This window comes from Burkholderia sp. AU30280, from assembly GCF_020420125.1.
In the GTDB taxonomy this organism is placed as follows: domain Bacteria; phylum Pseudomonadota; class Gammaproteobacteria; order Burkholderiales; family Burkholderiaceae; genus Burkholderia.
The window spans coordinates 1-21,256 of sequence record NZ_JAIZRY010000023.1 but is presented as its reverse complement, the minus strand read 5'-3'; the positions used below and the strand labels follow the sequence as shown (position 1 = coordinate 21,256).

At 54.0% G+C, this 21,256-nt stretch carries 23 protein-coding genes; 16 read left to right on the top strand and 7 right to left on the bottom strand.

The window, feature by feature from the left end:
• Window positions 1-436 precede the first annotated feature (436 nt).
• Window positions 437-1,660 (top strand): tyrosine-type recombinase/integrase, encoded by a 1,224-nt coding sequence (locus LGN17_RS34845; RefSeq protein ID WP_226201356.1) that lies wholly within the window; start codon window positions 437-439, stop codon window positions 1,658-1,660.
• On the opposite strand, the gene LGN17_RS34840 is transcribed toward LGN17_RS34845, so the two are convergent.
• Complete coding sequence (locus LGN17_RS34840) at window positions 1,560-4,301, bottom strand: 3'-5' exonuclease (protein WP_226201355.1); 2,742 nt, start codon at window positions 4,299-4,301, stop codon at window positions 1,560-1,562. The genes LGN17_RS34845 and LGN17_RS34840 overlap by 101 nt on opposite strands.
• Before the next feature lie 474 nt (window positions 4,302-4,775).
• Here LGN17_RS34840 and LGN17_RS34835 point away from each other — a divergent pair, with 474 nt between their 5' ends.
• A complete protein-coding gene (locus tag LGN17_RS34835) occupies window positions 4,776-5,495 on the top strand; it encodes a recombinase family protein (protein ID WP_226201354.1) in 720 nt (239 codons plus the stop codon).
• A 489-nt stretch (window positions 5,496-5,984) separates the two neighbouring features.
• On the opposite strand, the gene LGN17_RS34830 is transcribed toward LGN17_RS34835, so the two are convergent.
• Entirely contained in the window at window positions 5,985-6,803 is an 819-nt protein-coding gene (locus LGN17_RS34830) for a hypothetical protein (protein ID WP_226201353.1), read from the bottom strand.
• 56 nt (window positions 6,804-6,859) lie between these two features.
• Entirely contained in the window at window positions 6,860-7,840 is a 981-nt protein-coding gene (locus tag LGN17_RS34825) for an OB-fold protein (protein WP_226201352.1), read from the bottom strand.
• A gap of 165 nt (window positions 7,841-8,005) precedes the next feature.
• Here LGN17_RS34825 and LGN17_RS34820 point away from each other — a divergent pair, with 165 nt between their 5' ends.
• From LGN17_RS34820 to LGN17_RS34775, 10 genes are all read left to right on the top strand, one after another.
• Window positions 8,006-8,257 carry a helix-turn-helix domain-containing protein gene (locus LGN17_RS34820; protein WP_226201351.1) on the top strand — a complete coding sequence of 84 codons (252 nt, stop codon included), beginning with the start codon at window positions 8,006-8,008 and terminating at the stop codon, window positions 8,255-8,257.
• A gap of 211 nt (window positions 8,258-8,468) precedes the next feature.
• Window positions 8,469-9,047 (top strand): hypothetical protein, encoded by a 579-nt coding sequence (locus tag LGN17_RS34815; RefSeq protein WP_226201350.1) that lies wholly within the window; start codon window positions 8,469-8,471, stop codon window positions 9,045-9,047.
• 120 nt (window positions 9,048-9,167) lie between these two features.
• Window positions 9,168-9,923 carry a hypothetical protein gene (locus tag LGN17_RS34810; RefSeq protein WP_226201349.1) on the top strand — a complete coding sequence of 252 codons (756 nt, stop codon included), beginning with the start codon at window positions 9,168-9,170 and terminating at the stop codon, window positions 9,921-9,923.
• Between the two features lie 191 nt (window positions 9,924-10,114).
• Window positions 10,115-11,152 carry an FRG domain-containing protein gene (locus tag LGN17_RS34805; protein ID WP_226201348.1) on the top strand — a complete coding sequence of 346 codons (1,038 nt, stop codon included), beginning with the start codon at window positions 10,115-10,117 and terminating at the stop codon, window positions 11,150-11,152.
• Between the two features lie 25 nt (window positions 11,153-11,177).
• On the top strand, window positions 11,178-11,420 hold the full coding sequence (locus LGN17_RS34800) for a hypothetical protein (protein WP_226201347.1): 243 nt from the start codon (window positions 11,178-11,180) through the stop codon (window positions 11,418-11,420).
• Between the two features lie 74 nt (window positions 11,421-11,494).
• The gene (locus LGN17_RS34795; RefSeq protein WP_226201346.1) at window positions 11,495-12,070 is read left to right on the top strand and encodes a hypothetical protein; all 576 of its coding nucleotides are present in this window, start codon (window positions 11,495-11,497) and stop codon (window positions 12,068-12,070) included.
• Window positions 12,071-12,326: 256 nt separating this feature from the next.
• Entirely contained in the window at window positions 12,327-12,755 is a 429-nt protein-coding gene (locus LGN17_RS34790; RefSeq protein WP_226201345.1) for a hypothetical protein, read from the top strand.
• Window positions 12,756-12,853: 98 nt separating this feature from the next.
• Complete coding sequence (locus tag LGN17_RS34785) at window positions 12,854-14,305, top strand: GNAT family N-acetyltransferase (protein ID WP_226201344.1); 1,452 nt, start codon at window positions 12,854-12,856, stop codon at window positions 14,303-14,305.
• Window positions 14,265-14,729: an ASCH domain-containing protein gene (locus LGN17_RS34780; RefSeq protein WP_226201343.1), complete on the top strand. Its 465-nt coding sequence runs from the start codon at window positions 14,265-14,267 to the stop codon at window positions 14,727-14,729. The genes LGN17_RS34785 and LGN17_RS34780 overlap by 41 nt, the downstream gene beginning before the upstream one ends.
• Entirely contained in the window at window positions 14,726-15,250 is a 525-nt protein-coding gene (locus tag LGN17_RS34775) for an ATP-binding protein (protein WP_226201342.1), read from the top strand. The genes LGN17_RS34780 and LGN17_RS34775 overlap by 4 nt, the downstream gene beginning before the upstream one ends.
• Before the next feature lie 140 nt (window positions 15,251-15,390).
• Here LGN17_RS34775 and LGN17_RS34770 read toward each other — a convergent pair whose 3' ends face one another.
• Window positions 15,391-15,594 carry a hypothetical protein gene (locus LGN17_RS34770; RefSeq protein WP_226201341.1) on the bottom strand — a complete coding sequence of 68 codons (204 nt, stop codon included), beginning with the start codon at window positions 15,592-15,594 and terminating at the stop codon, window positions 15,391-15,393.
• Between the two features lie 9 nt (window positions 15,595-15,603).
• On the bottom strand, window positions 15,604-16,140 hold the full coding sequence (locus LGN17_RS34765) for a hypothetical protein (RefSeq protein ID WP_226201340.1): 537 nt from the start codon (window positions 16,138-16,140) through the stop codon (window positions 15,604-15,606).
• Between the two features lie 76 nt (window positions 16,141-16,216).
• Here LGN17_RS34765 and LGN17_RS34760 point away from each other — a divergent pair, with 76 nt between their 5' ends.
• The 4 genes from LGN17_RS34760 to LGN17_RS34745 all read left to right on the top strand — a co-directional run bounded on the left by LGN17_RS34760 (window position 16,217) and on the right by LGN17_RS34745 (window position 20,476).
• Window positions 16,217-16,942 (top strand): hypothetical protein, encoded by a 726-nt coding sequence (locus LGN17_RS34760; RefSeq protein ID WP_226201339.1) that lies wholly within the window; start codon window positions 16,217-16,219, stop codon window positions 16,940-16,942.
• A 21-nt stretch (window positions 16,943-16,963) separates the two neighbouring features.
• Window positions 16,964-17,791: a hypothetical protein gene (locus LGN17_RS34755; RefSeq protein WP_226201338.1), complete on the top strand. Its 828-nt coding sequence runs from the start codon at window positions 16,964-16,966 to the stop codon at window positions 17,789-17,791.
• A 30-nt stretch (window positions 17,792-17,821) separates the two neighbouring features.
• Window positions 17,822-19,588 carry a hypothetical protein gene (locus LGN17_RS34750; RefSeq protein ID WP_226201337.1) on the top strand — a complete coding sequence of 589 codons (1,767 nt, stop codon included), beginning with the start codon at window positions 17,822-17,824 and terminating at the stop codon, window positions 19,586-19,588.
• 123 nt (window positions 19,589-19,711) lie between these two features.
• Window positions 19,712-20,476, top strand: a complete 765-nt coding sequence (locus LGN17_RS34745) for a hypothetical protein (RefSeq protein WP_226201336.1) — start codon at window positions 19,712-19,714, stop codon at window positions 20,474-20,476.
• 32 nt (window positions 20,477-20,508) lie between these two features.
• On the opposite strand, the gene LGN17_RS34740 is transcribed toward LGN17_RS34745, so the two are convergent.
• Together LGN17_RS34740 and LGN17_RS34735 are read right to left on the bottom strand one after the other, a co-directional pair.
• On the bottom strand, window positions 20,509-20,976 hold the full coding sequence (locus LGN17_RS34740) for a hypothetical protein (protein ID WP_226201335.1): 468 nt from the start codon (window positions 20,974-20,976) through the stop codon (window positions 20,509-20,511).
• A gap of 165 nt (window positions 20,977-21,141) precedes the next feature.
• The coding region (locus tag LGN17_RS34735) for a transposase (RefSeq protein WP_197360042.1) at window positions 21,142-21,256 on the bottom strand (115 nt) is incomplete at its 5' end.

The window sequence follows — 21,256 nt, the reverse complement described above, 5'->3', positions numbered from 1 at the left end:
GCGCGCAGAAATGAAAAACGGGCCGAGCGGCCCGTTTTTGCTGATGTCCTGGCGGAGAGAAGGGGATTCGCCCACACGAGCGCGGGCCGCGGATTCGCTTACAAGCGAATCCCTTCGAATCCCGCGCAAGCCGAACTGTCGGCTTGCTTCTCTCCGGAAACGAAAATGCCCGCTGGCGCGGGCATTGAATACTGGCGGAGAGAGGGTCCGCCATCCAACTAGGTTTTTCGATTTATCTCCTCGCTTGTTGATGCTTCGTGCGGTCGATTTGCACAGAACGTCATTCCTTGTTGATGCTTTGTGCAGCAAGGGTTTACGGGAAATTTATCTAGATTCGTTCTACAATAAACCTCACCCGGCTTCACGTGAAAATTCCTACGCGAGTTGCTGCCGGATGATGGGTTCAATGATGGGTCAAAGTTAGGGTGAACTAGACATGGCACGCACGGCAAAGCCGCTGACCGACAGGCAGGCACGGGCACTGAAACCGTATGACACTCCTGTCTTTGACGGGAGGGTGACAGGATTGATGTTGACGCCGACAAAAGCGGGCGCACGGTGGACGCTGCGCTACGTCAGTCCGACAACACGCAAGCGGCGCGATGCGGGACTCGGTACCTTTCCAGAGGTCGGCGTTCCAGAGGCGCGCGACAAGGCGCTTGCGATGCGAAAAATCATCGAAGCAGGTGCTGATCCGATTGACGAACGCAAGCGCGAACGCGAAGCGGCGACAATCGCCGCAGCCGAATTGAATTTCGAGAAGGCGGCGCGTACGAAATACGAAGAACTGAAGCCCGGTTGGCGAAACGAGAAACACGCGATGCAATGGATTTCTACCCTCGAAAAGTATGCGTTTCCGCTACTCGGACACAAGAAGCTCGACGCAATCACACCGCGAGATTGCTCCGACGTGCTGAGGCCGATCTGGCTGGCTAAGGAGGAAACCGCGCGGCGGGTGCGTCAACGTATGCACGCGGTTATGGATTGGGCCGTGGCGCACGGTCACGTCATGACGAACCCTGTCGCAGTTGTCGATCATCTTTTGCCGAAGCAGTCGTGGAAGGAGGAGCATTTCCCGGCAATGCCTTGGAGTGACATTCCGGCATTCGTCAAACGGCACGTGGCAAATCGACAGTCAAACGATGTGACGCGTGCTGCGCTGCTCTTTCTCATCTTGACGGCTGCGCGTAGTGGAGAGGTCCGCGAGGCTACATGGCGTGAAATCAGCCCTGACTTTCGGATGTGGACTATCCCGGCCGAACGAATGAAGATGAAGAAGCAGCACCGCGTGCCGTTGTCGGATCAAGCAACCGCCGTGCTGAAGGCGATAAGGGCACAGGATTTGGATGGTACGCTCATCTTCCCGTCCCGGCGCAAAGTGGACGGCGTGAAAACCACGATCAGCGACATGACGCTGACGAAATTCCTGCGTGATGTAAATGCGCCGAGCGATGCGGACCGCACTGCAACGGCTCATGGCTTTCGTTCAAGCTTTCGCGATTGGGCGAGCGAAAATCGCTATGATCGCGATCTTGCTGAACGCGCCCTTGCACACGCCATCAAAGACGAGACGGAAGCGGCGTATCACCGTACCGATCTTCTTGATAATCGCCGACCGATGATGGCGGAATGGGGCAATTTTGTTTGCTCGCTGGTTTAGAAAAATCCGTCGTCCGAGCGGGACGTGGTCGGTTTCCGCAAGCGGGCGAATTTTTATATTCGCCCGCACTGTCAATTTTGTAGCTGTGTAAAATCCTCAAGATGTTCTTATTTAATTCGGCCCTTCGGGGCCAATTTTTTTTTGTTAGCCCCAACACTTCGACTGTCAGGAACGGTGTCGGTCTATCGTGAACAACACCTTCCTTCTTAACGCGAACCTCGAACATTGGGTTCTGGCAGAGATAGAGGAATTGCGACGAACGACTGAGTGCAACGTAAAATAACCGCTTTTCTTCATTCACGTCGCGGCTCCGGTAATGTGGTAATGCCCCATCAACGACATTCATGACAAATACGTGTTTGAATTCCTTTCCCTTTGCCGAGTGATGCGTGATCAATTCTACGGGCTCTTGTTCGGCCCATTGATTAAGAAACCTCTTGAACTCTGATGCACACGAAAATCCGGCTGCAACTGCGGCGAAGCGGTTCAATTGGTATTTGACGTTATCGAGCTCGTCGTTGTCATCGTTATTATCGTCGCAATCCTTGCCTTTCAGGCAGGTCAAAATACGGGTCGCTTGCAGGTATTTACCCTGAAACGACGGTGTGCGCACGCCGTGCCAAAATGTCTGGCGGCACTTCTTTTTCAAACCCTCCGTCAAGCCGGGAGGTGCCATGGCGCTGATGTAGTGGGCAATATCCATGTGATCCTTGCGAACAAGCTGCTTGTCTGAGTATTTTTCGATTTCTTTCAATATTTCAAAGGCGAATTCCACGCTCTCGCCACAGAGGTCGTTAGTGACGGGCTGGCGTACGTTACGCTTGCGATAAGGTGGTATTTGCTTCTCAAGCCGACAATGAAACTTGTGTTCCAGATAACTAGCCTTAGTGCGGATACCAACAGCCATCAGCGCACGATCAAGTGGGCGCTGCTGTGCTTTCTCACGCGTCAAAACGGCAATATCGGACGGCGATTCGCCATTAGCCAGCAGTTTCTGGATTTCCAGTGCTATAACTACATTCGGGTCGTCACTCGCACCGAATTGGACAAGACGGGGTGTCGGGCCGTGGCCCGTACCAGTAATTTCGCGATTACAAATTTCACCGGCAATATCGGCAATCTGCTGCGTCATCCGGTAGGAGGTCGAAAGCGGCAATGTGTAAGCACCCAAAGCCTCAGCAAGATTGTCGGGCTTCGGTTTGTCGCCACTGAAGCTGTCGTAAATCGCTTGCCACGAATCACCGAGCATTACGAAATTCGGCACCTGCAAAATGATTTCTTGGAAGAACTCAAACATCGAGAGCGTCATGTCTTGAGATTCATCGACAATGACAAACTCATAGTTGATGTTTAGGCCACGTTTAAGCGCGCGATGACCACGTGATATCATTTTCGCCCAATCTGTCTCGGAACCGGTGTTCTGCTTGATGAACGAAAGTCCGAGGGAGTGAAACGTCCGGATGTTGAGAGTGGGGATTTTCTCTTTCAGCTTCCCGTGCAGTGCGTCGATTGACGAGTTGGTGAAGCTGATCAACAGAATCTGTTGCGGATCGATGCCAAGAGCGAGCAAGCATTCAACAAGCAGTACGACGGTCGAGGATTTCCCCGCGCCTGCTACAGCGTCAACTACGAGCTTCACGATTTGATTGCGCTTATAACGGGTAGATACGTACTTCACTATGTCCAACTGTTCTTGCGACGGTTCGAAGATTTTCGTAGATGTAACAGAACTGGAAGCAGCGGCAAACGTTGGAACAATGGGAGCCGGAATCGACGGAGGCTCACACCCCGGATATGAAGCTGGCAAGAAGTGCGAGACATCCAAGTCCGTAGTCGGAATATCTGCTCGCGCAAGCAGGCAGTTGTGAATAAGGAACGGGAAAAAGAAATCGCTCCGCTCCTCAATGAAGCGATTCGCGTGCTTGTAGAGCATCGGTTTGGATTTGCCTGCGTCGGCGGGAGCGATCAGGCGCCCCATATCTTCGAGGGATTCGAATTCACTCAAAACGAAGTGATGCTCAAGAAAGTCCTTGAAATCGAAGCGAATCAAATCCTGAACATTTGTGATGCCTTGCTTCATCACTTCGGGCAGCCCGCGAAAAGCGAATTCTGTACGATTGCACGGTTTTCCTGCTGCAAGCTTACTGCCTTCGACGGGGATATAATTCCTGATCTTGATATCGTGCTTCGGGTCGTGGTTATAGTAAGCGGTCCAATATCCATCGCTTTCTTCAAACTCCACCTCTTGACGAAAGCGCTGAGTATCTGGTGACAAGCGAGCTACCGTATACCGCTGCACATGCTTTGCTGCCTTGATCGTCTCGGTAATCAAATCGAGTGCAATTTCAACGTACGAGATTTTCACTTGGTAGCGAGTGCCAATGTCTTCGCCAAGAATCTTTAGAGCATACGGCGTTGGATTAACAAGAATCAGTTTGGACTTCCAATAGCGCTGATAAGCAGATGCCACGGTACATGGCATAATCTTAACGTGGCTGCAGTGTTTTTTTATCAGGTCGATACGTACGATCGGATTGGGATCGTCAAACCAAATGGTTAGTCGGTCAAAGTTGCAGAGTGAATCCGAGATATATGAGAGTGCACGCTGAGTCGCACTTGGTAGACGCGATGGCGCAGTCATGTTTTTTCCAGTAAGAGATGATTGCCTGATATCGGCATGATCTATTTACTGTTGTCTGCGGAGAAAAGCTGAAGGTGTCTTGGATGGCGAAAGCGTTGAAAAGACTAGGGAAAATCCAGAGAAACAGATTTTTGGGAAGTGAGAGAGGGCGGAAGGGGGTAAGGTATTATTATTGCCGCGCGGCGTACAACCTCTCACCAAATTGCTACGGATACAACTTGCGTCAGGTTGTTTAGTTCAATATGGCCCGGAGTGTACTGGAAAACTCATTATTTTGGTTAACATCAACTGCGCAGCACGTCAACGGCTTTCCCACAATTGCTCTTCGATGTTGTTTACATGCTCACTGTCTCCTTCCCATTCGGCGGTGACGATTGTATACGGCGATCCTTTTCCGTAAACTTGACTAATGATTGGACGTTCGTGCAGTAGATAAGTCAGCATCGAAATAATGGCTGTTCGACGGAGAAAAAGATGGTCTCACAGAAATTCGTGACGTACCTTCGTGTGAGCACGCAACGACAGGGCATTTCCGGCTTGGGAATTTTGGCGCAACGCGAAGCCATCGCGAATTATCTGAACGGCGTCAACGGTGCTGAGGTTGTCGCCGAGTTCGAAGAACACGAAACCGGGAAGGGCAGCAACGCGCTTGCGAAGCGTCCGCAACTTGCCGCTGCGCTCGCGCTTTGTAAAAGGACCGGCGCTGCACTACTGGTCGGCAAGTTGGACAGGCTCTCCAGAAATGTCCGGTTCATCAGCGAGTTGATGGAAAGCCGGGTTCGGTTCGTGGCGTGCGACCTGCCGGAGGCCAACGAATTAACTTTGCATATGATGGCCGCGTTCGCGCAGTACGAGGCGAAGCGGATTTCTGAGCGGACTCGCGATGCCCTTCGCGCCGCGAAGGCTCGGGGCATAGTGCTTGGTGCTACCGGCCCGACCAACCTGAAGGCGAACATCGAGCATCGGCAGAGAGAGGCGGATAGCTTCGCGTCGAGCCTCGCGCCGGTCATCAACGGCTTTCGCGCGCAAGGCATGTCGCAACGGAAAATGGTTGATGCGCTCAACCGTCTGAACATCCGTGCCGCGCGCGGCGGGCAATGGTCGCTGCTTCAACTGCAACATGTGCTCAAACGAATCGACGCACAGCAGGGTGGTGTGCCAAGCAACAGCGAAACTATTGCACTGGCTGCGTGATCCTCTGCGCGCGTCGCGCTGCTCGGTTCGATAACAGCGCCGTCGTACGTCGATGAAATGTATTTACGGCCGCAGCAGGAATTGTCAGCTGCGCGTTTGACCGACACCTGAAATGCTGAGCGCTGCACGCCGTGCCAGACCGGAGGCAGTGATCAACGATCTTTGTGCACGTGGCCGTCGCAAACCATGATGGTCGCGGATGTCGAGTGAGTATTCGCGCCGGGTTCAGTGATCACTCGGCAAGCGGCGGTCCGTGTTTCCGTGCGGCGAGTGTCTACCGACGCAGGTTGAAATATTCACTCTTGCACCCGTGGAATATATACAGTCGCCGCGTCGCCGGAAAATTCAACGCGTTTATTTACTACAGCGCGATTATTTGCCGCGCCCCTGATCGTGCCAGCGTCGCCTGTATACACCCGGGCTGGCCGAAGTATCCAGCGCTGACGCGAAAAATGAACGCGCCCAGTACGTGTAGCGAATGCGTTGCCGTCAGCCGTGGTTTTCGGTACATGTGGTAGTCATGCCGGTTGCTTTCGTGGAGCAGTAGCCGATCCAACCGTCGATTTCGCTCGAATCGAACGTGATTTGCACATCACGGTCCGCAGGCCAGTACGACACGGCGTAACCACACTGCTTGCTAGCGAAGATGATCGTGGGCTTGTAGACCGGCGAATTGAAGTCGACCGGCGTTTGCTTGATCAGCTTGGTGTCCGGGCAGGATGCGGAAACGTTCGGCAGTTTCTGTCGCGCGGATTCGCTCGCCTGATCCGTATCCATACCACGATCTTTCGCGGCATGCGCCCACTGAACGGCGGTGGATGCGCGATGGTCAGCGATCGCATTTTCACGGGCAGCGTCGCTGTTGGCGTTTGCCGCCTTCGCTGCGATTGCAGCTTCTGCGGCGTTTTCTGCGCGCTTGGCAACCATCATCACGCCGACCATCGTAGCCTGACAGCGGTTGGAGAATTCGTAACGTGCCAGACTTGCGGCCGTCATGAGATTCGCGAAGTTACCGTACGCTTTGGCCGCACCGGCCATGCACGCTTGATCAGCTAGCGCGGCCCCCTTCTTTTGCACTACCGTGCGCATCATGCTGCGAAGTTCCCCACCGCTCGGGCCGGACAACTTGTCGCCGCCCATTTCGTAATTCAGTAGCTTCAGGTCTGCTGCGCAGGAATCCAGAAAGCGCGCGACCGTTTCGCACGATTGTGGGAGTGCCGCACCTGCGGCGTGCGCTGCGCAGGTGATGATTGCGGCGGCGGACACGACGGCCGTCTTGGCGAGCGTCGCGGCGGAATTTCGATTCATGGTCTTGCCCCGAATGGGTGGTTTGTTGCGGCGGGATGATCGATCCGCGCCTTTATTTACTCTTGCAGCGATCGTTCCAACTTCGCTTGCTCAATGAATGTGTCAAGCTTGCCGCTTGCATCCCCAAATTTCCTTTCCATGCCGTAGTACCATTCGGCCAAGCAGGGTACGTCGGCGCATTGGTTGCGCTTTTGCAGCATGGAGCGCAATGAATTTCTGAATTGCTCAGGGCTGTTTGCCGAAGCGCCCAAGTTGTCAATCGTCTGCGCTTGGTTCTGCAACTTGTGAGCGATGCGATCAAGCCGCACGTCCGCTGCTGCAAGGTCCGCGTCGTGGCAGATCAACCAGTACGCTGCGCCTTTCTGCTTGGTGCAGTCGAACGACGGCTGGTAGATCGGATCGTTGGTTGCAGCCGCCGAATTCTCGCTCTGCAACGCTGCATACGGTGCTGATACATAGTCACCGGACAGGAAACTGCATGAAGCGAAGCGGGGCGTCGCAAGGCCCTTGCCATCACCAACACAGGACAGGTCGATGATTTGTCCTGGCCGCACGTTCGCTACTTCCTTGAGACCGTCGGCATCGAAACGTACCGATACGTGATCATCCGATGTGGGATCAGCTGGCTTCACGTACAGAAATGGCTTGTCGCCAATGTCTTTTTCGACACTCCCGGCCACGCCACGGAAGTGAACATATTTCCCCCGGTACTTGTTGTCCGCGTTGACCTCGTTTTCCTTGTAGTCAGCGATGATCGTTGAGAGCGGCGTCACGATTCGTGCTTGTGCCTGCTGTCCGGCGATATCAAGTTGCGCTTGTACCTGCGGCGGGATGCCCGAATCGTTCGACGCGGCTTGTGCAGTCGCCGCGGCCGTCCGGTTCGAACTGGTCGTTGCGGTGTCAGTGCCGCCGTCTTTTACGGCACGAACTTCTTCCTGCGTCGGTGACGGGTGCTGCACCACGAAGGCGGCGATCGCTGCGGCGACAAGAGAGAGTCCGACGACTGCGGCGATCGCATTTTTCGTTCTGGATTGCATGTTGTTCCCCGTGTTACTTGGTGTCGAACGAACCCTTATCAGCGTACCTTTTGGCTCGATTTGATCCCAAAATCTGCCGTTTTCGGTATTGATCGGCGGTACATCGACTAGCTATGTGATGCAAAGTCCGTAGATGAAAATGCATCATATCGCAAAGATCGGTGCATGTCCGCGCCGCTCAAAGGTCCCAATCCGAAAGCCAAACTCGTCTCGTTGCGGGATGTGTTGGCGTACAACGTTCGTGCGCAGCGGGTTGCAAGGGCGCTGTCTCAAGAGGAGCTCGGCTTTGCCGCCGGTCTGGATAGGACGTTTATCAGTCAAGTTGAACGGGCGCGGGTAAACGTATCGATTGACAATATCGAACGAATCGCCGTGGCTCTGGATGTCGATCCAGCGCAATTGTTTTCCCGACCATGAGCGGGAAGCGCCCACGCGCTTTCATCGGGGCGCTTGTTTGGGTGCGCGACGAGAGGTGAGGGATGTGCAAAGGGCTGGTTCACCTTGATCCCAAAACGGGGCTAGAATGATCGCGTTACTCAGAATCGGGCGGCGCATTATGGTAACTCTGTCGTGATGCTACTGCGGCTGGCTCGATGCATACCCATTTTCAGCGCAACGTAACGAGCACATGACCCACATTGTCGAAGCACTGATTGCTGGTTTCGAGGCCAGTGAAATCGAGCCACGCGGGAAAGATAACGAGAAGTACTTTTTTCTCACGGATATTAAGTTAGGTCCTTGCGAAATTCCTGAGCTTCAACAGTTGGAAAACAAGCACGGAACAAATGCAATTCAAAAGATTGGTCGTCTGATTGAACAGCGTCTTTCAAACCGAGGTGTGCAAATGAAAGTGCATCTCTACAGTAGGACATTGCAACCAACGAATGCGGCTGATGATGGATGGGTGGCAGGTGGTGTTGCGTCAAATTCGCGCTGCGGGATTTACATTGAGTACAGTTGTCGGCTTAATGCGCCAGCGCTTGGAGGAAGAAGGAGCGATAATTATGCTCTCGCCATACTTCGATTGCGTCTTGGCATTCTTTTGGCTATGCTCGTTGATAGTTTGGGAGAATTCTCGCCGAATCGGAAGGAATGGAATGACAAAGTGATCGAAATGCGCGAGTCGAAGCGTTTGAAAAATCCTCAGAATTCTGACTGGACTGCGATCGATTGGATCAGAAGTGTCATATATAAAATGAAGAATTGACACTCGGGATGGCTATTGTCAACCGTAACGAGGGTGTTGATGGCTTCTACATTGATCGACATAATATTCTGGTAGAGCGTGCTTGAGACATTTGCACAATAAAGATCATACGGGGGGTGCATGGTTTGGTATGCGGGGTTGCTGGACAAAGGGCTGACACTGGCCGGGGAATTCCTCTCGTTCTTTCGTGAGGACGTCACGCGTAGTAGCGAGCCAGACTTGGCGCTCGTGGTGGCCGCGTCACGTTCGAACGAAAAGCTCGCCAGCGCGGTCGATGATGTCGCGAAGAGGCTTGAGGGCGCCGTTCAGAGTATCGTCGGGAATGTTGTCGAGAAGATTGAACGTGACCAACTAGAGTTGCTGACCGCTCAAGCCAAATCGGTTCACTTCGCCATCGAGTTTGAGAACGATGGAATGCTTGGGCCTGCAGTCACCCGGATCATGGAATTGATCGCCTACGCGAAAAATCGAATCGCGGAAGGTAAGCAGGAGTGGCTTGGACCGTGGCTGATGGCTGAATCCATTCGTATCGTCGCCCTTCGACGGCTGGCTTCCTCTGAAAAAGCGAAAGCTCTCGTACAGAGCGAAGCGCACGCATTCCGGTTGAGCATCCTTGATTACAGCGGACAGGCACTGCTGAGTAAAGGCAAGGTTCCGTGGATGAAGGTCGCCGAGTTTGTCCAAGGGACAAACGAGGATATCGTGCAGCTGATCGCCCAATCTGTTCAATCCGACAGGTTGGCGCGGGACGACCAAGCCGTGTCGGGAGCGAATAACACTGTCGAACAGGAAGATGCAACGTCCACGGATCGCTCACCGGGAGTAATGACGGCCATGAATCCTACGGCTGCTTGGCCGTTTCCCACGGGCAGCTGATATTTTGCAACCATCGTCCGTACGGCGTTGGTATCGGTCGCCGTCGAAACCGTGATCAGAATGATTGCTGCTATTGCGATTCCACGGTGACCTTTGTGTCATTTGATGGAAATGAAGTAGATCGACTGGTCCTCGATCTGGTCGGGCCTCGTGGGCGCTGCGTGCCGACGATTCACAGGGGAAGTCTCGGTATGGAAATAGCTCCGGCCTCTGCGCTCATTGAAATGTCGAACCGTAAAGAGGGGCATCGGTCACGCCGCGAAGCCAGTTGGTACTGGTACGAAGAAGGGGACCTTGGTGGCGCAATACCATTTGCTGTCTCGGAACTTTATCGAGGGCAGAACGCGCACCACACACCCATGCTTCCATCGATCGGTCGCGGCTTGCAATCCACCGACATCGAAAAAATACATCAAGGCTCGATTGCCGATCAGGCGAAGATAATTCTTCGGGTAGCTCAGGCGTGGTGGTTTTCGCGCGAACTGACGCACCACCCCATTTCGCACCATGCGGCAGGCCAGCGCCTCGATCTTGACCCGATCGCGCTCGCTCAGCATTATGGTATTCCGACCGGATACCTCGACCTTTCGGATGATTTCAACGTCAGCGCCTTTTTCGCAACTTGCCACGAAACCAAGGATGGTTGGAAGCCGGTCGATTCAGGCATTGGGGTGATCTATCGGGTTCATCTTCGGAAGTTGGAGGCACCGTTTGACAGCTACATAGCGCTTGGGCCGCAGCGCCTACCTCGACCAAGTGAACAGTGTGCGTGGGTCACCGCGCTTCCATTTTGTCATTCGTTCGAGGGATGGCCGGGTGTCGAATTATTGCCGTTCGAGCACGATCGGGATGTCGGCCAGCACTTCTTGGAAATGTTCGAAGGTGGCGAGCGGTTGTTTCCGCCGGACCCTCTTGCCGACGTTGCGGCTGAAATTCTGGCTTGCCGCGAAATCCCGAGCGACATCGTGGAGGCTGCACTAGAGTCGTATGCAAAATACCCATACGGAATAATTTCCGAGCATCTACCGGCTTTGCGCACGCAGATTTCGACACTCGCGAATCTGGTGGACTATCGACGGCTCCTGACAGAGCAGCAGATTGCGCCTCTTCTTGCAGACCCAAAGTGGGTTAAGCAGATGCTTGGAGCGGTAACGGCGAAAGCAGTCGCGGTTAGCCGTGTAGAAATTTCACCGTCGAACGCAGCCCCCGAGGCTGACTCGGCCACTTGAAACTTCAAGCCTACAGGCCATCGCTATGTTCAAAAAATCGATGCGGCGAACCGTCGCGACTATTGGTGCGATGGCGACTGCGTTCTCTGCCACCATGTGGCACGTTTCGGCGAAAGCGGGTATCGCGGCTGCCGCCTTACCGTCAACCGCAGAGAAGGCAATTAGGTCGCTTCAAACCCTGTCGTTGCAAGAGAATCTTTGGGCTGCGCAGGGAGCGGTTGTCGCTGGAATCCTGTTTGCCATCGCTATTTTTATTGAGGACGATTGATTCGGAAATCCCCGCGTCATGACTATCGCACTCTTAACATTCGTGGCTCAGCACGCCCTAGATTATTCTGCCGCATGCCAATCAATCTGAATCCCACGCTGCAAGACAGGGCCGCGATGCAAGCCATCGAGGACTTGGTGAACGCAAAAAAGCTCAGCGATCTGAGGAAGATTTGCAGGCGGACGGTGATTACTGAAACAGCCTTCGCCGACTTCATCATGGCCTGCGATTCAGGACTGTTGCACCCTTGGATACACCACATTTCGTATCGGGATTTCCTGCCGAACTGGCGGTGGACCGACGAGGACGCGAAGAGGATCGGGGACATGGACAACGGCCCGTTGACTGAGGTGCAAACGAAGGCGATGCGCAAGTGGTATCAGCTTCTCGAAGAGCGCAGGTATCTTGTCGGACACATCTTTTATCTACCTGATCACTCGAACTGGCAGTTCTTCTATTTCGACAATCGTGACGTGTGGCAGTACAAAAATCACTTCAAGGGCGGGCCGCACATGCACCTTATTAACCATCTGTGGCCGCACAGGACAGCGGAATCGGTCTGGGAAGAATTCAGGGACGGCAATCCCGACATGAAGGGGGCCGAGCACATACGGTTCGACCGTCCGTATCAACGGTCGCCGCAGTTATGAAAAATCGGCTGTCGAGACGTTACGATGGCATGGTTCACGAATCAGGTGCGAAGGGGATAGCAGGTGCAGCACGCGATCGTTGAAAATCAGCGCCGCGAGGCGTTTCCCGGCGGCACGGTGTTTGCCCGACTTGCGGCGCGGCTAACATATGAGAACCTAGTAAGAAGATATCGTGAAGCAAGTCCGTCGAAAGCCGGAGGCCATGCACTGGCATCATTTGGTGGAAAAATCTTAGTATACAGGCGGTGATTTCTCCATGAACACTGACGAGCGTTGGTCGCATCTTGTTGCGCTGGATGAAGAACTGCTGCAAGGAGGTGTTATTCTTTCCGAGTGGTGTTCGTTCATCGTTAGGGAGACGGATGTCGCATTCGTGAGCGGTGCCCATCTGGCCACGATCCTCACGGCGGTTTCCGGGATCGAGACTTATCTTCGTTCGGAATATGCAGTGACGAGCCGGGATCGCCTGGTTGACTTAATAGAGCGATCTTCGATACCGGATGATTTGAAGGCTGATCTCCACGAGTTGCGAAGGTACCGCAATCGTTGGGTGCATGTTGATGATCCCTGGTGCGATAGAAGCTTGATCGAAAATCCAGAAGAAACGGAATGTGAGCTTGAGCGCATGGCGTTCTTTGCTGCACGTGCGCTTCGAAGAACTATCTACGAGAACCCGTGGGTCTAGGGAGCGGGTCGCCTTTAGTTGGGCGGAGTGTCTCAGAAAATGAACGGGGGTAGTTAGGAGTGCCGCAGCGCTTACGGTTCTTGTTAGACACAAATGTCTTGATTCCACTTCAGGATTCGCTTCAAGTACTTGAGGGGAACTTGGCGAACTTTGTTCGCTTGGCAAGCATTGGTGGTCATCAACTGACGTATCACCCCGCCAACATCGCGGACTTCGAGCGGGACAGCAATTCTGAGCGGCGTCTGCGGAACCTTCAGCGTATTAGGCAGTATCCCGCTCTACATGATCCGGCGCCATGCATTTGGAACACATCCGAGACAGGTCCGAATGACGCATGTGATAACGAACTTCTATACGCACTTCATTGCGATGCTGTACATGCACTAGTCACAGAAGATCGAGGTATCCATGCGAAGGCCCGAATACGCGGGCTTGCGCATCGAGTCTATACGGTCCAAACCGCTGAAGATTGGCTAAAGCGCCTCCATGAAACGCGGCAGATCGTTCTGCCGAACATCCAGGATATTCCCCTTCATAGTCTGACACCCGAGTTGCCGGGAGCATTTTTCGACAGCCTACGAAACGGATATCCGCCTACCCCTGGTCGTGTCGGTTTTGATGAATGGTTTCGCGACAAGGCTAGAGAGGATCGGCATGCGTGGATATACCGAGACAACAATGGTGTCTTGGGGGCCATCTGTATATATCAGATCAAGAATGATGAAGTGCTGAACGATGCTGGTGAGACTCTTCCAGGTCCGGCCCTGAAGCTATGTACATTCAAAGTTGGCGAACTTGTGCGCGGACGAAAGATTGGCGAGTTATTCCTGAAGGCTGCATTTCGTTTCGCGACTGAGAACCAGTGTGCACACCTTTTCATCACTGCAAGCGCGGAAAGTCAGGATTACCTGATCCGAGTTCTGATGGATTTTGGCTTTGCGGAACGAGGTACTTATTGTGGGGACGTGGTACTGGTCAAGTCGCACCCCGTTGTCCAGCCACCCACGGACGGTGCTGATCCCATCGAGTACGTACGGCGGTACTTTCCACACTATCGATCTGATTCGCTGGTGCAGAAATTTCTGGTCCCTATCCAGCCGCGCTATCACGAAATTCTTTTTCCTGACTACGTGTCGCTCCAACCGGGGCTTTTTGCGCCAACGGGCAACGTAGGTAACGCCATCAAGCTTGCGTATCTCTGCCATGCACAGACCAAATCGGTTCGTCCAGGGGATGTCCTGTTGTTCTATCGGACCGATGACGAGAAGGCAGTGACTTCGTTAGGCGTCGTTGAACGATTTGAAGTATCTAGTGACGGTGCCCAAATCGCAAGCTTGGTCAGTCGCCGTACTGTCTATAGCCTCGGCGAAATCGACGAGTTGGCGAAGAAGCCCACGAAGGTTATCCTCTTTCGACTAGTCGGCCATCTCCCTACCGTCGTTCCGTATGAGCGGCTCATGCAAGACGGTGTCGTGACAGGGCCGATTCAATCTATTCGCAAGGTTTCTGATGTCTCTTTTTCAAGAGTCCTTGTCGCCTCAGGGCGGTAGGGCTGTTCTGCTTTCCATCAAGCCCAAGTACGCCGACTTGATACTTGCAGGCTCCAAGCGGGTCGAGTTTCGTCGGTCCTGGGCCACGCAGCATGTGAGCATGATCGTGCTCTATTCGAGTTCCCCGATTCAGAAGATCGTTGGTACTGTCGAAGTGGATGAAATTGTCGTCGCGTCGCCAACCTCGCTTTGGAGGACCTGTGTCGAAAGAGGCGGTGGGCTGACGAGGGAAGAGCTTCGATCGTACTTCGCCGACAAGTCGCAGGGGGTAGCCGTGCTGCTGGGAAAGGTCGTCAAGCTCGCTAAGCATGTAGAGCCTTCGGACGTGTTCGGCAACTTTGTGCCTCCCCAATCGTTTAGATACTTGGATGTGAGCGAGTACATGAAAATTGAGAAGATGACTACGAGGAAGGGTAAGCGATGACGGTATTTGTCGGCGGGGTTCATGCCGTCGGCAAGACGTTTGTCTTGCAGCCGGTATGTGGGGAACTTGGGGTGCGGCATGCAACTGCGAGCCAACTTATCAAAGAGCAGCGAGGACTTGCGAACTGGACGGTCTCTCGACAGGTCGATGATATCGATGAGAACCAAAGGGCTTTGGTTGCAGCGGTGCAGCGGCTTGATGAAGGTGGAGAAACGGTCGTCCTTGACGGCCATTTCGTTTTACGTCGAGGTGTCGATATCCACGAAAAGATTGGTGTCGAGACCTTCGCCCAACTCATGGTGCAAGGGGTGATCCTTTTGGAGGCTTCTGCCGAGACCATTGCCGACAGGCTTCTGAAGAGAGGTGATGCGACCTGGGGGAAATCCGAAATTGAGGCTTTCGCTCAAGCGGAGCTGGAGCATGCACAGACAGTCTGCGCTGAATTGGGTGTACCGCTCGTGAGATTGTGCTCGCCCTCTGCGCTTGATGTGCGAGAAGCGCTCATAGGACTTGGCGTGTGACTTGCAGTTGTGCGATGGTGCTCCATCAGCTTGCTTGCTACGGCGAGGATATCAAGGCAACGCCGTCAAGTAGGGTGTTGGCGACCGCTTGCGCAAGCGTCGCGGGCGTCATTCGGTGACGCTACGACTACAGTAGAGATTCACACATCCATGATCGGTGACAGCTTTTCGGTTGCGATGAATTGGGCCAAGCGCACATGTGCCGACGCGATCACGTGTGCGGGCATATTTGCAAGTTGCTGGTCGTGCATCAACAGGATGTGTTCGACAGCGGCGCGACCACTGACCGGGATTTCGAAGGCCCCGGCTTTCTTCCCGGCTACTAGGCGGCGGCGGTTGGACAATGCAGCGTGTCACGGACCGACGTGCACGACGGTCGAGGCGGAGACGAAATCCGTATCGGGTTTGCCGTGGGCATCAAGTGCGCCGTTGTTTGCTTCCATGTCGGCCGTCAGTGCTACGGTACTGCCGACTTTCAGGACGATGGTGCGCATGTCGTCCATTTCGGCATTGGGTGCAAACTCATATTCACCTCCGGTGTCTGCCAGCAGGTCTATATCGGGGACTACCGCATCCTGCTTTCCGGGCGTGACGATCGCATTAGCCTTCGCGTCATCGGATACTCTCTGTACGTGAAGTACGAACGAATCACCGTCTTTCTTGATCAGCCGAAAAGCCACACTTCGCGGATTCTTCGACTTCACATGTACGACGAGCAGGCGTAGATCGTCCCGGTATGGGAGTACCTGCGTTTCGATCGACAGATTGCTTTGCCAGTTGGTAGCCCCGGCAAGATCGAACTGATAGTACGCCCATACGCCACCACCTAAGATCGCGAGGCACGACAACACCTTCAGGGCAAGGTCCGCGATATCGAGTGCTCTTTTCATGGCCGGAGTCCCATCCAAGATGGGTCATGATAGTGGAAAGAGGTGGCCGGTCGAATTCGGGGAATCGGAGACGAGGATGAGGGTACGCTCCACCAAGAACCAGAGAAAGCAAGAGCAGGAAAAACGCGTGTTCGAAATGTTCGCACGCGACTTTGGACTGCCTGCCGGGGAAATCCTATACGGCGACAAACCCGATGTCGTCATCAATGGGCAGCGTAAGATCGGCATCGAGATTACAGACTTGTACCTTGCCGATGGAAGCGAGCCAGACAGCGAGCAGGTGCAGCGACGGCACCGTGACGTAGCGGTCCAGCGAGCACAAACACTGTATCTCGAAGCGGGCGGGCGCTCGACAGAGCTTCATTTCGCCTTCGATTTCGACAAACCTATCCGTAAGATTGAGCCGCTTGCAAAGGCAATCGCGGAGCTAGGGCTTCGTATCGAAAGCGGACCGTCAGGCAACGTTCCTGATGACATGTTCGGACACATCCCTGAATTGACTTGGGCATTCTGGAACGGTCGGGAATATCCCGATGCCAGATGGCAGGTGACGCAAAGCTATGCTACGCCTTTGCTCTCGTTGCCACGCGTCGAAAAGGCCATAGCCGAAAAGACGGGACTGGCGAAGGAGTACCGAGCGTGCGACGCGTACTGGTTGTTGATGGTCGTAAATTTCTGGAATCCGGCATCGGATCAAGACATATCTTGGCCGGAAGAGGCGACGGTCCACGCCGGGGCCTTCGAACGGATATTTCTGTACCGAACGCACTTCGCGCCTGTTGAAGTGCCGACTTGGCGGTGACGTAAGCAGACCGGGGGACGTATGACGCCAGAAAAATACAAGGAAACTCTCGCTGAGTTCGACACGCTGCTTGGTCATGCTCACGCGCTCTGTAACCAACTGACGGGCCGTCCGATTGAAGGGTTGCACTTGGCGTATGTCGATACGATCTACACGAAGCTTATTTGCCACGGCATCATCTTGCGGCGGATTTCTCCAACCCTTGATGTGCGAGTCACCCCGCAGGAGCTTTGGGATTTGCCATCCGCGTGCGCTGTGGCGCGTTCGTTGATTGAAGCGTACGACGCTTTGGCCTACATCGGTGCGCCGAATCTCAGCTCGTCCGAGCGTGAATTTCGAATCTTGCTGTGGGATGCGCACGACCAAACGCGTCGTCTGGCGATGCTCGAAAAAATCGGATCGGTCGATGGTCGCGTCGAAGAAATTCGCCAGAAGGCCGCGGCGCTCTCGGAGCAAATCAAAGCGCACGAGTTCTTCGCGAATGCAACGAAGGCTTTGCAAGCTCGTGTGACTAGAGGGGAGCCGTCTCATTTGACGCAGAAGGAGCTAAATTTAGCGCACGGCATCAATCACGATTTCTACGTGACCGCGACGATGTTCTTGTCTCAATATGTGCATACCTATCCGTTTGCGATACGCCAACTGATGAACGCGAAGGCGGGCGACCTCGATTCAATCGGACTCTCATCGATGCCACTGCGCTACACGATGCCGTTCATTGTGAAGGCTATCGACACCATGACCGCACTGTGGCCGGACGCGCAGGGAGCAGTCAGCGACGATTTAGAGATGCTTATGCGTCAGTGGCGGCACGTTGCGGAACAGGGCGTGGCGAGCTTTGGCGAATAGGTGGAGTGTGGTATTTCAAATGGAAGAACGATGAACCGAGACTGGATTCTGCAAACAAAAGAAACGCGCCGCACCTTCGCTGAAGCAACTTGGGTTCCTTTAAGGGCGTCGCACAATGACGATCGGGGTGATGTTCGGGAAGTGGGCTACGTCAGCGAATATTTCGGGTGTGGGTCTGTTGCATTTCCGCCCGAGCATCGCGAGGTCGCAGAACGACTTAGCTGGTCTGATATCGGAATCGGCCATAACGTGCAGCCATATGCCTATGAGGACGGTCACTATTCGCCTATCGATCAGTATCAGTACAACGACAAGGAACCTATCGGGGTCGAACTTGTTTTCGAACATCCGCAACCCGTCGTCGGCGGAACGCAGTGGATTCTGAATCCCGATCTTGTCGTTGCCCTTCACCTCATAAAAGAGGGGAGCGAGTGGGTAAGGCCAGAAGAGAATTTCGTGGTCGTAGCCCGTGAGGTTGTCGGTGAAAAGGGAGAATATCGCCTGATCGAGATAAAGCGCGAGTTTCTCATGGACTATTTGGCGGCGCGGAATCTTTCGCTTCGCCTGTCCTACTACCGCCAAAGAGTCGAAAATGTCGCCGCGCTCGAAGGCAGCGCGTACGAGAATTTGGAAGGCCGGGATGAGGAACGAGACGATGGGCGATTCAAGCTTCTTGTCCGCACCTTAGAGGATGTGTATGGCGGCAGTTGGGCAATGTTCCGCGCTTGGCGCACGGACGTTGATGAAGATGACGACGCGCCCGTCATGGGACCGGAGAGCGACCATAACACCGATTATGAAACCGGACAGGGGCACCACAGCGGTTTCGAAGGTGTGAGGGTAGAGGGGGAGTTTTGGCGCGACGAATGGATCGAGCACCAAGGGCAGAGCATCCGTGTTCGAGGCGATGCCGACAAAAATCTTCCGCAATTCATCGTTGAAACTGATGGAACGCGGGCGGCGTCGTCCGACTTGAACAATGAGGATGTGGGCCGTTGGCTGTGGTTCCGTTCAAGCATCGTTACCGAATTGCTCGGGCGTCGCGGCTTCTCTCTTGAGTGGTACACGGCTGAAACGGGCGGGATTCGGTCCACGTCTGGCTACTCGGCGCACTTCGGAATCAACTCGTCTGATTTGGTGACTGTCTACGCCTATGACGTTGCTCGCGTTGCCGCATGGGAGCAGCACGTTTGGGCCGCTCACAACGTCGTACCCGATGGAAAGGTTTCGAACGAGTTGCTGTCAGCGCAGGTGAAAGCGCAGGTAGCGCCCACGCATGCAGTTGAGACTATGCTGTTCAAGAGTATGCGGATGCTTGACGCAGGCTTTCACGAGAATTTCGGCGTTGGCTTGTACACGCACGAAATTGATGATGCCGAGGTCATGCAGCATGTGTCGCGCTTCGCCAGCAAAGACCAAGCTACGTTGCTGAGGCTCGCAAAAGAGCTTGTCCGGGTGTTCTCGGACCGGCTCGATGTGCGCGCACTTCGCAAACTTTCGACGCATGCTGACAAGGACAAGCTCGGCTCGAACAAGCTTCTACAGGATATCTTGGCGCAAAAGGTTGGCGCGGAAAAAGCCCGTTGTGTCTTCGGTCCGATCGCCGGTACCTACGATATGCGGGTAGGCGATGCACACCCGACAAGTTCGAAGATTGCGGAAGCTCTCAAACTTGCCGAAATTGATGTTAGCCGTTCGTTCATGCGTCAGGGGGAGCAGCTAATTCTCAACTTTGGTCGATCCGTGTGGTGGACGTGGAAGTTACTCTTCGGCGATTCAAAAAAGAAAGTAGCGTAGATGTCGACGCGTTTGAGGTGTCGCAGTTACCCTTTTTACGAGGAGAATTGATTTGAAATTGAATGGAATGGTGGAGTTATTGGGCGCGGGAGTTTTATTTTGATTGGTCAGAAATTGTTGTCGATGATGCGCGAGATTGTAATTTCGATCGTGCCATTATTTTTCGGTGGGCTATTGTTTTCTGCATTGATTGAGGGCTATAAAAATGACATGTCTTCTAGAAAAGACCTCGTTCTAGATTTTTATAGGCCAATGCGCGAAATGCAATTTGAATGTCGTTCAACCGAGCGGCAGCTTATGTCGGCCTACGGCGGTGTAGCCGGGACATACAAGCTTATGATGAATGAATTGGATCATATGGCTAGTTCTGATCCGGCGACACTGACTCCTGCCTACGAAGTGATACCGAAGTCCCTTCTTGAGACTAATAGTAAGATGTTGGCGCGTGTCGATGAGCTGAAGTCCAAGCTCGACACTTGCTCACCGGAGCTTTATCGAAAATATGAAGAGGTTGCACTTGCCACTGCAACGTACAATCAATTCGTAAAAATCGCGGGGGAGCGTGATTCCGCAGTTCAGTCTCTGCATGCGCAGCGTGATATCTTGATAAATAAGTTGAGTGGCCAATTTGCGCCGGAGTCGGCGATGAAGCTACTGCGAGATACGATTCAGCTAAATGATGATACCCCTAATGCGCGGAATGAGATAAAGGCAAGGGTGCACGCCGTAGGTGAGCCGATAATTTCACTCTACATGCAATTTGCTAGCAACGAAGCAGAAATTATTAAGGCAGAACAAGATTCCGACAATAAACTTATCAGCTTGTTCGCGAAGGAAGTGAGTCGGCGCTATGAGCGGGGAGTGCTCTCTGCATTATGGCCACAGTGACATACCGCCTCTCCACATCCAGAGGAGTCCGTTTACGCATCTGCGATCGGCGACAAATTGTCGTTTGCCACAAATTGAGCCAGACGGGTGTGAGCCGTCGCGATCACGTGGGCTGGCACGCTCGCCAGTTGCTGGTCGTGCGTCAACAGGACGTGTTCGACAGCGGTGCGACCGCTGGAGGGAATTTCGAAGGCCCCGGTTTTCTTCGCGGCAACCGCACATTCGACCACTGCGGTTTCGGCGACCCGGAACTGTTCTAGGTCGTGACGACCCGCTGTCGCCTCATGGATGAAGTAGGCGACGTAGATCGTCTGAAATATCTTGCTGACGGCATCGGTGGTTCCGCTGCCGCTCTGCAATGAGGCAAGCGCAAGGTGATGTTCCAATGACCTTTTTCGAGCGGCGGCCGCTGGCAAGGGCAGTAGCATGTCTTTGCTCAGCGGCTTTTTGCTTCGGCGGGTCGAGGATTTCGCGCGGGGCTTCATAGCGATCGTGAGCACGGGCGGTGCGTCTCACCTTTATGGTCGAACAAGATTCAACTTTAACAACGGGACACGTTGGCTTGGTGTCCGAGCGCTGCCGCGTTCAGAGTGATAGCGAAAATCGGCGAAGGGGCGAATTCGCGTCTGATGATGGAGTGCGTGATGGGTCCAAAAACAAAAGGTTCAACGCGGAATTCCGGGGAACGCGGCGCGGATCTTGAGGAAGAAATACTCCTCGTCGCGATAGCCGTAGGCCCTGCGCTTGATGACCTTGATGGTGTTGTTGATGCCTTCGACA

What these genes read in the sequence shown, in the direction of transcription:
- LGN17_RS34780 (WP_226201343.1), top strand. Translation starts at nt 14,265, where the DNA reads ATGTCTCTTTTTCAAGAGTCCTTGTCGCCTCAGGGCGGTAGGGCTGTT.
- LGN17_RS34845 (WP_226201356.1), top strand. Translation starts at nt 437, where the DNA reads ATGGCACGCACGGCAAAGCCGCTGACCGACAGGCAGGCACGGGCACTG.
- LGN17_RS34835 (WP_226201354.1), top strand. Translation starts at nt 4,776, where the DNA reads ATGGTCTCACAGAAATTCGTGACGTACCTTCGTGTGAGCACGCAACGA.
- LGN17_RS34795 (WP_226201346.1), top strand. Translation starts at nt 11,495, where the DNA reads ATGCCAATCAATCTGAATCCCACGCTGCAAGACAGGGCCGCGATGCAA.
- LGN17_RS34830 (WP_226201353.1), bottom strand. Translation starts at nt 6,803, where the DNA reads ATGAATCGAAATTCCGCCGCGACGCTCGCCAAGACGGCCGTCGTGTCC.
- LGN17_RS34745 (WP_226201336.1), top strand. Translation starts at nt 19,712, where the DNA reads ATGATGCGCGAGATTGTAATTTCGATCGTGCCATTATTTTTCGGTGGG.
- LGN17_RS34825 (WP_226201352.1), bottom strand. Translation starts at nt 7,840, where the DNA reads ATGCAATCCAGAACGAAAAATGCGATCGCCGCAGTCGTCGGACTCTCT.
- LGN17_RS34810 (WP_226201349.1), top strand. Translation starts at nt 9,168, where the DNA reads ATGGTTTGGTATGCGGGGTTGCTGGACAAAGGGCTGACACTGGCCGGG.
- LGN17_RS34755 (WP_226201338.1), top strand. Translation starts at nt 16,964, where the DNA reads ATGACGCCAGAAAAATACAAGGAAACTCTCGCTGAGTTCGACACGCTG.
- LGN17_RS34805 (WP_226201348.1), top strand. Translation starts at nt 10,115, where the DNA reads ATGGAAATAGCTCCGGCCTCTGCGCTCATTGAAATGTCGAACCGTAAA.
- LGN17_RS34775 (WP_226201342.1), top strand. Translation starts at nt 14,726, where the DNA reads ATGACGGTATTTGTCGGCGGGGTTCATGCCGTCGGCAAGACGTTTGTC.
- LGN17_RS34765 (WP_226201340.1), bottom strand. Translation starts at nt 16,140, where the DNA reads ATGAAAAGAGCACTCGATATCGCGGACCTTGCCCTGAAGGTGTTGTCG.
- LGN17_RS34840 (WP_226201355.1), bottom strand. Translation starts at nt 4,301, where the DNA reads ATGACTGCGCCATCGCGTCTACCAAGTGCGACTCAGCGTGCACTCTCA.
- LGN17_RS34750 (WP_226201337.1), top strand. Translation starts at nt 17,822, where the DNA reads ATGAACCGAGACTGGATTCTGCAAACAAAAGAAACGCGCCGCACCTTC.
- LGN17_RS34760 (WP_226201339.1), top strand. Translation starts at nt 16,217, where the DNA reads ATGAGGGTACGCTCCACCAAGAACCAGAGAAAGCAAGAGCAGGAAAAA.
- LGN17_RS34790 (WP_226201345.1), top strand. Translation starts at nt 12,327, where the DNA reads ATGAACACTGACGAGCGTTGGTCGCATCTTGTTGCGCTGGATGAAGAA.
- LGN17_RS34815 (WP_226201350.1), top strand. Translation starts at nt 8,469, where the DNA reads ATGACCCACATTGTCGAAGCACTGATTGCTGGTTTCGAGGCCAGTGAA.
- LGN17_RS34800 (WP_226201347.1), top strand. Translation starts at nt 11,178, where the DNA reads ATGTTCAAAAAATCGATGCGGCGAACCGTCGCGACTATTGGTGCGATG.
- LGN17_RS34820 (WP_226201351.1), top strand. Translation starts at nt 8,006, where the DNA reads ATGTCCGCGCCGCTCAAAGGTCCCAATCCGAAAGCCAAACTCGTCTCG.